This is a genomic window from Xanthomonas sacchari, assembly GCF_040529065.1.
In the GTDB taxonomy this organism is placed as follows: Bacteria; Pseudomonadota; Gammaproteobacteria; order Xanthomonadales; family Xanthomonadaceae; genus Xanthomonas_A; species Xanthomonas_A sacchari.
Map to the genome: position 1 here is coordinate 426,260 of NZ_CP132343.1, position 12,848 is coordinate 439,107.

The window sequence follows — 12,848 nt, forward strand, 5'->3', positions numbered from 1 at the left end:
ATCACGGCTCAAACCGATAACCAGCCCCATACACCGAGCGCACCCAGTCCTCGACGCCGGCGTCGGCGAGTTTGCGGCGCAGGTTCTTGACGTGGCTGTCGACGGTGCGGTCGGTGACGATGCGGTGGTCGAGGTAGAGCCGGTCCATCAGTTGCTCGCGCGAGTACACGCGTCCCGGCGCGGCGGCGAGGGTGCGCAGCAGGCGGAACTCGACCTGGGTCAGGTCCAGGTCGCGGCCGTGCACGCTGGCGCGGCACGCGTCCTCGTCGATCCGCAGGCCCGGCGCCGGCGCGCCGTTGGGATCGTGGCGATGGCGGCGCAGCACCGCCTGCACCCGCGCCACCACCTCACGCGGGCTGAACGGCTTGCAGATGTAGTCGTCGGCGCCGATCTCCAGCCCCAGCAGGCGGTCGATCTCCTCCACCCGCGCGGTGACCATGATCACCGGCACCGCGCTTTCCCTGCGCAGGTCGCGGCAGATCTCCAGCCCATCGCGGTTGGGCAGCATCAGGTCCAGCAGCACCAGGTCCGGCTGCTGCGCGCGGAAGGCGCCCAGTACCTGCGCGCCATCGGCGATCCAGTCGTGCGAATAGCCGGCCGCGTGCAGATATTCGCGCAGCACTGCGGCCAGACGCGGTTCGTCCTCGACGATCAGCACGTGCCCGATCGGATCCAGGCTGCTCATGCCGCGAGCGCCGGTAGACGTACCACCACGCGCAATCCGCCGAGTGTAGAAGGCTCGGCGTCGATCGCACCACCATGGGCCTCGGCGATGTTGCGGCAGATCGCCAGGCCCAGGCCGCTGCCGCCGCTGGCGCGGTTGCGCGAGGCCTCGGCGCGATAGAAGCGTTCGAACAGGCGCGCTCGCTTGTCCGCTTCCACGCCTGGTGCGCTGTCCTCCACTACCAGCTCCAGCATCGCGTCGCGGAGCGTGCAGCGCACCTGCACCGTGCCGCCGGCATCGGTGTAGCGCAGGGCGTTCTCCAGCAGGTTGCCGAGCAGTTGCTGCAGGCGGCGTTCGTCGCCGTCCACCGGCAGCGGGCCGGCCTGGATCTGCTCCTGCACGTGGAGCTGCGCGGCGGCGAAGCGCGCGCGCATGCCGTCAAGCACGGTGGCCAGGATCACCGCCAGGTCGACCGGCGCGCGTCGGTAGGCGAGCGCGCCGACGTCGGTCAGCGACACGTCGTACAGGTCTTCGATCAGCTTGCCGAGCTGGCCGACCTGCTGGTGCAGCGAGCCCAGCGAGTGCTGCGTCATCGGCCGGATGCCGTCCTGCAGCGCTTCCAGTTCCGCACGCAGTACCGCCAGCGGCGTGCGTAGCTCGTGCGAGATATCGGCCATGAAGTCGCGACGCGCGCGCTCGTTGTGCTCCAGCGCCTGCGCCAGCAGATTGAAGTCGCGCGCCAACTGGCCGAGTTCGTCGCGCGCGTCGGCGTCGATGCGGGTGGCGTAGTCGCCGGCGGCCAGACGGTGGGTGGCGCCGGTGAGGCCGCGCATGCGCCGCAACAGGGCGCGCGACAGCAGCCAACCGAGCAGCGCGGCGACCACCAGCGAGGCGCTGCCGATCGTCCACCATGCGCGCTGCTGCGCCGCGTAGAACCGCGCGTCTGCCGCTGCCAGCGCTTTCTGGAACGGCAGCATCGCCATCCAGCCGACGGTTCGGCCGTCGACCACCACCGGGCGCAGGATATCGTCGCGCCCGACATCCGGATTGCCGATCAGCGACTTGAAGTCCTGGTCGAGCAGCGCGAAGCGAAACACCGCGCCGGTCTGGTCGGAAATCGGCGGCGCCCTGCGCGGCGGGCCGGGGCCACGCTCCGGGCGCATCAGCACGAACCAGACTTCGGGATTGTCGCGCACGAAATCCCAGCTGCCGTGGCGCGCGTATTCGGCCCTGACCCGCGGCAAGGCCTCCTGCATGCGCTCCACGCCCTGTTCGTTGAGGTAATCCAGGAACTGGCGCTTGACGAAGGCCTGCACGGCCAGGCCGTTGATCAACAGCACCGTCACGCAGGCGGCGAGGATGGCGAGGAACAGCTTGGCGGTGAGGCCCAGTTTCATCGGAGGGGCGACGCGCGGCGCGGAAACGACAATTGCTGCGTATTAGCCGCGCCATGGCAGTGGAAATCAAGCGAATCCGCGCCATCGCCGGCAATCTCCAAATTTGCTGCACATTTGCGCACTAGCGTGGCCAGCTTCGGAAATCCCGTGAGTTCGCCGCATGCCGTCCGTCGCCTGTCGTCTTCCCATCGCGTCCTCGCGCTGGCTGTTGCCCGTCGCCATCGCCACGGTCATGGCCGCGTGTTCGTCCAAGCTGCCGCCGCAGATGCCGCAGACGCAGGTCGGCGTGCAGACAGTCACGGTGCAACGCCTCGCTGTGGATCAGACCCTGTCCGGCCGCACCGTGGCCTACATGGCCTCGGACGTGCGCCCGCAGGTCGGCGGCATCCTGCGCAAGCGGCTGTTCGCCGAAGGCCAGGACGTGCACGCGGGGCAGGTGCTGTACGAGATCGATCCGGCCAGCTACCAGGCTGCGTACGACACCGCCAAGGGCGACCTGGCACAGGCCGAGGCGGCGGTCCTGTCGGCCAGGCCCAAGGCGCAGCGCTACCAGACCCTGGTCGGGTTGGATGCGGTCAGCAAGCAGGACGGCGACGATGCGCTGGCCACGTTGCGCTCGAACGAGGCGGCGGTGGTCGCGGCCAAGGCCGCACTGCAGACCGCGCGCATCAATCTCGACTACACCCGCATCACCGCGCCGATCTCCGGACGCATCGGCACCTCCAGCTACACGCCGGGCGCGCTGGTCAGCGCCGGCCAGAGCGAGGTGCTGGCCACCATCAACCAGCTCGACCCGATGTATGTGGACGTGACCCAGTCCAGCGCGCAGCTGCTGCAGTTGCGCCGCCAACTCGACGCCGGCCAGCTCAAGGCGGTGGACGGGAAGGCCGAGGTGACGCTGCAACTGGAGGACGGCAGCACCTATGCGCACAGCGGCACGCTGGAGGTGGTGGATGCCGCAGTCGATACCGCCACCGGCACGGTCAAGCTGCGCGCGGTGGTGCCCAATCCCGACCATCTGCTGCTGCCCGGCATGTACGTCAAGGCGGTGTTGCCGATGGCGGTGGACGAGCAGGCCATCCTGGTGCCGCAGCAGGCGGTCAGCCGCAACAGCAAGGGCGAGGCGGTGGCGATGGTGGTCGGCAGCGACCACAAGGTCGCCCAGCGCGTGCTGCGCACCGGCGATGCGATCGGCGACACGTGGGTGGTACGCGACGGCCTGAAGGCCGGTGACAAGGTCATCGTGCAGGGCCTGCAGAAGGTGTCGGTCGGCGCCGAGGTCAAGGCGGTGGAGGTGAGTGCGGCCGCGATGGCCGGCCCCGCCGCAACGGCTACGCAGGGTGCCACTGCCGCGGCACCGAAGGCCGACTGAGGAACCGCCATGGCCCGCTTCTTCATCGACCGTCCCATCTTCGCCTGGGTCATCGCGATCGTGATCACCCTGGCCGGCGCGCTCTCGATCCTGTCGCTGCCGCTGGAGCAGTATCCGAACATCGCGCCACCGTCGATCAATGTCAGTGCCACCTACACCGGCGCGTCGGCGGAAACCGTGCAGAACTCGGTGACGCAGATCCTCGAGCAGCAGATGACCGGGCTGGACCACCTGCTGTACATGACCTCCAGCAGCAGCTCCGCCGGCAGCGCCTCGATCACCCTGACCTTCGAGTCCGGCACCGACCCGGACACCGCCCAGGTGCAGGTGCAGAACAAGGTCTCGCAAGGCGAGGCGATGCTGCCGGAGGCGGTGCAGAGCAATGGCGTGACCGTCACCAAGTCCATGGGCAGCAGCATGTTCATGGTGCTGGCCTTCACCTCCGAAGACGGCAGCATGGACAGCACCGATATCGGCGACTACATGGTGTCCACGCTGCAGGATCCGATCAGCCGGCTCGATGGCGTCGGCGGGGTCAACGTGTTCGGCTCCGAGTATTCGATGCGGATCTGGCTGGATCCGGAAAAGCTGCGCACCTATGCGCTGATGCCCTCGGACGTGAGCAGCGCGATCTCGGCGCAGAACGCCGACGTCTCCTCCGGCGCGCTGGGCGCATTGCCGGCGGTGCAGGGCCAGCAGCTCAACGCCACGGTCACCTCGCGCAGCAAGCTCAAGACCCCGGCGCAGTTCGAGGCGATCGTGCTGAAGTCGCAGACCGGCGGCGCCACTGTGTACCTGCGCGACGTGGCGCGGGTCGAGTTGGGATCCAAGTCCTACGCGTCCAGTTCCAAGTACAACGGCAAGGCCGCCTCCGGCATGGGCCTGGAACTGGCGACCGGGGCCAATGCGCTGGATGCGGCCAAGGCGGTGCAAGCCAAGCTCGAACAGCTCAAGCCGTACTTCCCCGCCGGACTGAAGTACGAGATCGCCTACGACACCACGCCGTTCGTGCGCATCTCCATCGAAGAGGTGGTCAAGACCCTGCTCGAGGCGATCGTGCTGGTGGTGCTGGTGATGTACCTGTTCCTGCAGAACTGGCGCGCCACGCTGGTGCCGGTGATCGCGGTGCCAGTGGTGCTGCTGGGAACTTTCGGCGTGCTGGCCTTGCTCGGCTATTCGATCAACACGCTGACCATGTTCGCGATGGTGCTAGCGATCGGCCTGCTGGTCGACGACGCCATCGTGGTGGTGGAGAACGTCGAGCGCCTGATGAGCGAGGACGGCATGTCGCCGCGGCAGGCGACCTACACCTCGATGGGGCAGATCTCCGGCGCGCTGGTCGGCATCGCCCTGGTGCTGACCGCGGTGTTCCTGCCGATGGCGTTCTTCGGCGGCGCCACCGGCGAGATCTACCGCCAGTTCTCGGTGACCATCGCCGCGGCGATGCTGCTGTCGCTGTTGGTGGCGCTGACCCTGAGTCCGGCGCTGTGCGCCAGCCTGCTCAAGCCGATCGAGCGCGGCGCGCATGTGTCGCGCAAGGGCGTGCTGGGGCGCTTCTTCGGCTGGTTCAACGCCCGCTTCGACCGCGGCGCCGATGGCTACGGCCGCGGCGTGGGCAAGCTGATCGGCCACCGCAAGCTCGGCGGTTTGGCCTATCTGGTGCTGCTGGGGGCGATGGCGCTGCTGTTCTGGCGCCTGCCCAGTTCGTTCCTGCCCGACGAGGACCAGGGCATGTTGATGGTGATGTTCACCACGCCGGCCGGCGCCACCCAGCAACGTACTCAACAGTCCATCGACCAGGCATCGGACTTCATCCTCAAGCAGCCGGAGGTGGCCGGGATGATGACCATCACCGGTTTCAGCTTCGCCGGCAGCAGCCAGAATTCGGGCATGGGCTTCATCAAGCTCAAGGATTGGGCCGAGCGCGATGCCTCGGCACAGGAGATCGCCAACCGCATCACCGGCGCGATGATGGGCACGCTGCCGGATGCGCAGGTGTTCGCGCTGTCGCCGCCGGCGATCAACGGCCTGGGTACCACCTCCGGTTTCACCCTGGAACTGCAGGACGTGGCCGGCAAGGGCCACGACGCACTGGTCACCGCGCGCCAGCAACTCCTGCAACTGGCCAACGCCGACAAGAAGCTGAGCGCGGTGCGCTTCAACGGTCTGGACGACGCGCCCACCTACCGCGTGCAGATCGACGACGCCAAGGCCGGCGCGCTGGGTCTGAGCGCTGCGGACATCAACGCCACTCTGGCCACGGTGATGGGCGGCAGCTACGTCAACGATTTCCTCAACAACAACCGGGTCAAGCGCGTCTACGTGCAGGGCGAGCCGGCCGCCCGCATGCTGCCCGCCGACATCGGCCGCTGGTACGTGCGCAACAGCAGCGCGGAGATGGTGCCGTTCTCGGCCTTCTCCAGCAGCCAGTGGGCGTATGCGCCGCAGGTGCTGAGCCGCTTCAACGGCGTCGAGTCGATGGAGATCACCGGCAGCGCCGCCAGCGGTATCAGTTCCGGCGAGGCGATGAGCGGCGTCGCGGCACTGATCGGCAAGATCGGCAAGGACGTGGGCTATGCCTGGTCGGGCATGTCCTATCAGGAGCAGGCGGCCGGTGCGCAGACCTGGATGCTCTACGCGGTCTCGCTGGTGTTCGTGTTCCTGTGCCTGGCCGCGCTGTACGAGAGTTGGTCGATCCCGATCTCGGTGATGCTGGCGGTGCCGGTGGGCATCGTCGGCGCGCTGCTGGCCACATGGCTGCGCGGGCTGTCCAACGACATCTACTTCCAGGTCGGCCTGCTGGCGACGATGGGCCTGGCCGCCAAGAACGGCATCCTGATCGTGGAGTTCGCCAAGGAACTGGAAGAGAAGGGTCAGCCGCTGATCGACGCCACCCTGCACGCCGCGCGCCTGCGCCTGCGCCCGATCCTGATGACCTCGCTGGCGTTCCTGCTCGGCGTGCTGCCGATGGTGGTCAGCAGCGGTGCCGGCTCCGGCGGCCGCCACGCGCTGGGTACGGGCGTGCTCGGCGGAACGCTGATGTCGACCGCGCTCGGCATCTTCTTCGTGCCGCTGTTCTACGTGATCGTGCGCAGCGTGTTCCCCGGCAAGCGCGCCGAATCGGAACCGCTGCGCACCGAGGAGACAACGCCGTGATCCGTTCGTTCCTGCGCCGTGGCGCGCTGGTTGTGGCCTGCGCCGGTGTCCTCGCCGGCTGCGCGAGCCTGGCGCCGAGCTATGCCCGTCCCGACGCACCGGTGCCGGCCACCTTCGCCCACAGCGGCAGCGGCGCCGCTGGCGACGGCGCCAACGTGGCGACCCTGGACTGGCGCCAGGTGTTCCTCGATCCGCGCCTGCAGCAGGTGATCGCGCAGGCGCTGGACAACAACCGCGACCTGCGCGTGGCCGTGCTCAACATCGACAAGGCGCGCGCGCAATACCGCATCCAGGGCGCCGACCTGTTCCCGTCGGCAAGTGTGAGCGGTAGCCAGAGCGCTGCGCGCAGCAGCGCTTCCACCAGCGCCAGTGGACGCGCCGAGGTGGCGAGGACCTACACGGCCGACGTCGCCGTCAGCAGTTGGGAGCTGGACCTGTTCGGACGCATCCGCAGCCTCAAGGACGAGGCCCTGGAAACCTACCTGGCCACCGCGCAGACCCAGCGCAGTACCCGCCTGAGCCTGGTCGCCGAGGTCGCCGCGGATTGGCTGGCCGTGGCCGCCGACCAGCAGCGCCTGGCGCTGGCGCAGCAGACGCTGGACAGCCAGCGGCAGACCCTGACGCTGACCGAGGCGCGGCATCGCGAAGGCATCGCCTCCGGGCTGGACCTGGCACAAGTTCAGACCAGCGTGGAGAGCGCACGTGCCGACGTGGCCAGCTACACCACGCAACTGGCCACCGCGCGCAACGCCCTGGACCTGGTGGTCGGCGCGTCGGTGGCGGCCGATGCCCTGCCGCAGGCCGGCGCGCTGGAGGACGGCGTGGCGCTGGCGCCGCTGCCGGCGCCGCTGGAGTCGCGCGTGCTGCTGCAGCGGCCGGACGTGCTGTACGCCGAGCACGCGCTGAAGTCGGCCAACGCCGACATCGGCGCGGCACGCGCGGCGTTCTTCCCGACCATCTCGCTGACTGCCTCGAGCGGGCGCAGCAGCAGCGCGTTGTCGAGTCTGTTCGACGCCGGCAGCCGCACCTGGTCGTTCGTGCCCAGCATCAGCGTGCCGATCTTCCGTGCCGGCGCGCTCAAGGCCGAACTGGACGTGGCCCGCATCACCCGCGACGCCAACGTCGCCACCTACGAGAAGGCGATCCAGAGCGCCTTCAGCGAAGTGGTCGACGCACTGGCCACGCGCGCGCAACTGGATGAACGCATGGACGCACAACGCGCCTTGGTCGCGGCCACCCAGCGCAGCGATGACCTGGCCGAGGCCCGCTATCGCAATGGCGTGGACAGCTATCTGGACGCACTGGATTCGCAGCGCTCGCTCTACGCCGCGCAGCAGGACCTGATCACGTTGCGCCTGACCGAGGCGAGCAACCGCGTGACCCTATACAAGGTGCTTGGCGGCGGCGCCGATGCGCAGAGCGGCGAGTCTGTGGCGGATGCGGCGCGTTAGCGTATTCCCCGCACGGTCGTCGGACCGGCTCGGCCGCGACAGACATTGTCGGCAATGCCTGTCGCGGCTGAAGCCGCTCCTACAACAACCGCATGCCGAGCGAATTGCACCAGCCGCGGCTTCGGCACTGGGGAGAGATCGGCGCTGCACAGGCTGACATGCCCGGGCAGCGCTTCACCAATCCCCAATCCCGACTCCCTGATCTCAGCCCCTCAACGCGCCGCGTTGGCGTTCATCGTCGCGTTGCGGCTGGCGTCCAGGTACTGCGCCGGGTCGCGCATGCCGGTGGTGTGGCATTCGCCGGTGGTGTGGCCGCGATTGACGCCGCCGGGCAGCTGGCCGTTGACCTGCTCCACGGTGCCGTCCTCCGGGTCGCTCAGCACCAGGTCCGAGGCCGCATTGCAATAGTCGTTGGTGTACCAGTTGGTCTTGGCGAAGGAGGTGGTGTAGTAGTTCACCAGCGCCCGCGCCGAGTTGGGGATGCCGGCCAGCCAGGCTTTGGCGCCGTCGTAGGTCAGGTCGTTGTTGGTACCGCAGCCCACGCCGAACCACGAACCCACCGCGGCCAGGATGCCGGCAAGGTTGGTGCCCTGGTAGGGCGTGCCCACCGACTGCATCACCCGCCCGCCGCTGGCGTTGTCCAGGCCGCTCCAGTAGTAGACGTACAGGTGCAGCGCCGCCATGCCGCCCTGGCTGTGCGCCACCGTGCCGAACGAGTTCCACTGGCTGCCGAACTGCGCCAGGCGCTGCGCGAACTGGTCGTTGCTGCGGTTCTGGTTGACGTCCAGGAACGCGGAGGCATTGGTGAACTGCGCCACCGGCCACACCCCGCCCGAGCAGTAGCCGTGCACCAGCACCAGGCGCTTGCCGGTGGCCTGCGCCTGCATGTCGGTGGCGGCGGTGCTCAGCTGCGCCGGGCGCTCGCCCATGCGCATGCTCTCGTCGATCGCGACGGTGCTGCGCGCCACGCTGCTGCGACGCAGTGCCGGCAGGGTCAGCGGCAACGTCGTGCGCGTGGCCAGCGGCACGAAGTTGTCCGGATCCTCCACGCGCAGGTTGCGCAGGGTGAACGGCGCGCGCGCGCCGGCGCGGACGATCCAGCGTTCGTCCACGCTCAGCGGCAGGCGTCCGTCATGCGGCGCCAGCATGCCGCCGAGCCAGGCCACCGGCACCGGGCTGCCGTCGCGGCCGGTGCCCCACAGTTCGCCGAGCACGCGGTAGTGCGCCGGCGCCTGGCCGCCGCCGATGCGCACCGGGATCGGCAGGGTCAGCCGGGTGCCGGGCTGTGCGCTGGCGCCGACGGCATCGGCGGTGATGCGCAAGGTGGTGTCCAGCACCGGCAGCACGTGCTCGCTGGTGCGCACGAAGGCCTGGCCGCCGGCGTCGTGGCCGTGCACCACCACCTGCGCGATGTAGGTGCCGGTGGCCGTCGCCGGGAAGTCGCCGGCATACACGCCATCGTCCGCGGCGCCGTCGCCGTGGCGGCCGTCGTCGGCCATCGGCCACTGGCTGACGGAGCCGTCCGGCGCGATCACGCGCAGCTGCGCGGTGTCGATGCGGCCGCTGCCGTCGCTGCGCGCCAGCGACACGCTGCCCTGCGCATCGATGCCGCCGAGCAGGGCGGTCAGGCCGATACGCTGGCCACGCTGCAGTTGCGCGCGGTCGCTGGGATAGGACGCCAGTTGCGTGCGCGGGTCGCCTTCCATCAGCACATAGCCGCGCTGCGCCGTGTTGCTGCCATCGGCCTGCAGGGTCAGGGTCCAGTCGCCGTTGGCGGCGCTGTCCACGTGGTACTCGCGAGCCGGCAGCGCGGCGCCGCCGGCGCCCAGTTGGGTGGCCTTGGCGCTGGGCGCGAGCATCGGCGTGGCGGCGGCGGTGCCCATGCGTGCGCTGGCCGTAGCCGGTGCGCTCAGGCGCGGTTGCCAGTCTTGCTCGCCAGACAACACCACGAAGCGCAGCTTGCCGTTCTCCACCGGAAGGGTGGTCTGCCATTGCGCCGGGCCGCCGCTGCGCGCGGCGGAGAATTCCACCGGCAGCAACGCGCTCTTGGACAGGATCGCCGCTTCCGCCGGGGCGGGTGCGCGCATCTGCGCGAACTCCTCGGGCGGTCCGGCCAATTGTTTGGGAATCAGTTCGGCCGCGTGCAGTGCGGCGGTGGGGACGACGAGACACAGGACGCAGACGGCGGACAGGTTCGACAGCTTCGGCATGACGCGCTCTCCCTGGCGGTGCTGAGAAGCAGACGCACATGCCGGAGCCGCGGCGCAGTGCGCCGCCGGCAGCACGTCGGCGAGGACGCAGCGCCCCCTCGCCACGCGTTCGCCTGTGGTTATAGCCAGCGCACATTGCCGGACAAAGACGCAATGCAGCAATGCACGCCGAACTGGGATGCCGGACATGCTGCAACCATCGCGATGCCCGGCGCACGTGGCGCCGGGCATCGCCAGGTCACGCCGCCTGCGCGTGCTGGCTGCGCAACTGCTGCGCCGCCGCCACCATCGCCTGCAGCGCGTTGCGGGTTTCCGCCCAGCCGCGGGTCTTCAGCCCGCAATCCGGATTGACCCACAGTTGCTGCGGATCCAGCACCGCGCGCGCCTTCTCCAGCAGCTCCACCATCTCCTGCGTGCTCGGCACGCGCGGCGAGTGGATGTCGTACACGCCCGGCCCGATCGCGTTCGGGTAGCGAAAGCGCACGAAGGCATCGAGCAGTTCCATACGCGAACGCGAGGTCTCGATCGAGATCACGTCCGCGTCCATCGCCGCCACCGCCTCGATGATGTCGTTGAACTCCGAGTAGCACATGTGGGTGTGGATCTGCGTGGCATCGCGCACGCCGGCCGCGGCGATGCGGAAGCACTGCACCGCCCAGTCCAGGTACGCCTGCCAGTCGGCGCGACGCAGTGGCAGGCCTTCGCGGATCGCCGGCTCGTCGATCTGGATCACGCCGATGCCGGCCGCCTCCAGGTCGCGCACCTCGTCACGCAGCGCCAGCGCGATCTGCCGGCAGGTCTGCGCGCGCTCCTGGTCGTCGCGCACGAACGACCACTGCAGCACCGTCACCGGCCCGGTCAGCATGCCCTTCATCGGCCGCTCGGTCAGCGACTGCGCGTAGGTGGTCCAGCGCAGCGTCATCGGCGCCGGGCGCTGCACGTCGCCGTAGATGATCGGCGGCTTCACGCAGCGCGAGCCGTAGCTCTGCACCCAGCCGTGGCGGGTGAAGGCGAAGCCGTCCAGTTGCTCGCCGAAGTATTCGACCATGTCGTTGCGCTCGAACTCGCCGTGCACCAGCACGTCCAGGCCCAGTTGCTCCTGCGCACGCACGCAGCGTTCGGTCTCGGCGGCCAGGAACGCGTCGTACGCGGCATCGTCGAGCTTGCCGGCCTTGTGCTGCGCACGCGCCTGCCGCACCTGCTCGGTCTGCGGGAACGAGCCGATGGTGGTGGTCGGATACAGCGGCAGCCGCAACGCCGCCTGCTGCGCCTGCTGGCGCTGCGCGTACGGCGACTGCCGGCGGCCGGCGTCGTCGGTCAGCGCGTCCACCCGCCGCGCCACCTCGGCGCGGTGCACGCGGGTGGACGCGCGACGGCTGGCCAGCGCATCGCGCGCCGCATCCAGCGCGGCCTGCGCCTGCGGCTGGTCGTCCAGCGCATCGGCGAGGGTGCGCAGTTCCTGCAGCTTCTGCCTGGCGAAGGCCAGCCAGCCGACCAGTTCGCGGTCCAGCCTGGTCTCCTGCTGCAGATCCACCGGCACGTGCAGCAGCGAGCACGAGGGCGCCAGCCACAGCCGCTCGCGGCCGACATGGCCGGCGGCGTAGCGGGCCAGGGTCAGCGCGTTGTCCAGCGGCGTACGCCACACGTTGCGGCCGTTGACCAGGCCAGCGGAGAGCACGCGCCCGGCCGGCAGCGCCTGCAGCACCGCGTCCAGTTGCGCCACGCCACGCACCAGGTCCACGTGGATGCCGTCCACCGGCAACGCCATCGCCAGTTCCAGGTTGTCGCCCAGTTCGCCGAAGTAGCTGGTCAGCAGCAGCTTCGGCCGCGGCGCCTGCGAAAGGACATCATAGGCGCGGCGATAGGCGGCGCGTGCGGCCTCGTCCAGGTCCAGTACCAGCGCCGGTTCGTCGAGTTGCACCCAGCCGGCACCGGCTGCATGCAGGCGCTGCAGCAGTTCGGCGTACACCGGCAGCAGGCTGTCCAGCAGCGCCCAGCGATCGCTGTCGTCCACGGTCTTGGACAGCGCCAGGAAGGTCACCGGCCCGATCAGCACCGGCCGGGTCTGGATGCCCTGCGCCTTGGCTTCCAGGAACTCCACCACCGGCTTGTCGCCGCGCAGGCGGAAGTGCTGGCGCCGCGCCAGCTCCGGCACCAGGTAGTGGTAGTTGGTGTCGAACCACTTGGTCATTTCCAGCGCATGCAGGTCCAGGTCGTGCTCCTGCGTGCCGCGCGCCATCGCGAAGTAGCCGGCCAGCGGATCGGCATCGGCCAGCGCGCGGTAGCGTTGCGGGATCGCATCGAACAGGAACGCGGTGTCGAGCATCGCGTCGTACAGGCTGAAGTCGTTGCTGGGCGGCACGTCCACCCCGGCCTCGCGTTGCAGTTGCCAGTGGCGCAGGCGCAGCTCGCGTGCGGTGTCCTGCAGTTGCGCGCCGTCGATGTCGCGGCGCCAGTAGCGTTCCAGCGCCTGCTTGAGCTCGCGCCGCGCACCGATGCGCGGGAAGCCCAGGTTGGTCACGATCGTCATGTTGCGTTTCCTCATTGCGTTCAAGGGCATTGAGGAACGAAGGAACCGCGCGCCGCGCGCCCCGTTCG

Annotated in this window: 7 protein-coding genes; 3 read left to right on the forward strand and 4 right to left on the reverse strand. The window is 69.4% G+C overall.

The genetic code is table 11. The features are described from left to right. Position 1: 1 nt before the first annotated feature. On the reverse strand, positions 2 to 685 hold the full coding sequence (locus RAB71_RS01770) for a response regulator (RefSeq protein ID WP_010340999.1): 684 nt from the start codon (positions 683 to 685) through the stop codon (positions 2 to 4). Then, positions 682 to 2,061: a sensor histidine kinase efflux regulator BaeS gene (baeS, locus tag RAB71_RS01775; RefSeq protein ID WP_010341000.1), complete on the reverse strand. Its 1,380-nt coding sequence runs from the start codon at positions 2,059 to 2,061 to the stop codon at positions 682 to 684. The genes RAB71_RS01770 and baeS overlap by 4 nt, the downstream gene beginning before the upstream one ends. Positions 2,062 to 2,221: 160 nt before the next feature. Here baeS and RAB71_RS01780 point away from each other — a divergent pair, with 160 nt between their 5' ends. The 3 genes from RAB71_RS01780 to RAB71_RS01790 are packed head-to-tail and all read left to right on the forward strand — an operon-like array spanning position 2,222 to position 8,040. Next, on the forward strand, positions 2,222 to 3,433 hold the full coding sequence (locus RAB71_RS01780) for an efflux RND transporter periplasmic adaptor subunit (protein ID WP_010341002.1): 1,212 nt from the start codon (positions 2,222 to 2,224) through the stop codon (positions 3,431 to 3,433). A gap of 9 nt (positions 3,434 to 3,442) precedes the next feature. Next, positions 3,443 to 6,589, forward strand: coding sequence for an efflux RND transporter permease subunit (locus RAB71_RS01785; protein ID WP_010341003.1), 3,147 nt, complete (start codon positions 3,443 to 3,445; stop codon positions 6,587 to 6,589). Between the two features lie 11 nt (positions 6,590 to 6,600). Beyond that, a complete protein-coding gene (locus RAB71_RS01790) occupies positions 6,601 to 8,040 on the forward strand; it encodes an efflux transporter outer membrane subunit (RefSeq protein ID WP_029561832.1) in 1,440 nt (479 codons plus the stop codon). 212 nt (positions 8,041 to 8,252) lie between these two features. Here RAB71_RS01790 and RAB71_RS01795 read toward each other — a convergent pair whose 3' ends face one another. Then, the gene (locus tag RAB71_RS01795; protein WP_010341005.1) at positions 8,253 to 10,250 is read right to left on the reverse strand and encodes a choice-of-anchor X domain-containing protein; all 1,998 of its coding nucleotides are present in this window, start codon (positions 10,248 to 10,250) and stop codon (positions 8,253 to 8,255) included. Between the two features lie 238 nt (positions 10,251 to 10,488). Next, positions 10,489 to 12,780, reverse strand: coding sequence for a 5-methyltetrahydropteroyltriglutamate--homocysteine S-methyltransferase (metE, locus tag RAB71_RS01800; RefSeq protein ID WP_010341006.1), 2,292 nt, complete (start codon positions 12,778 to 12,780; stop codon positions 10,489 to 10,491). Positions 12,781 to 12,848 lie beyond the last annotated feature (68 nt).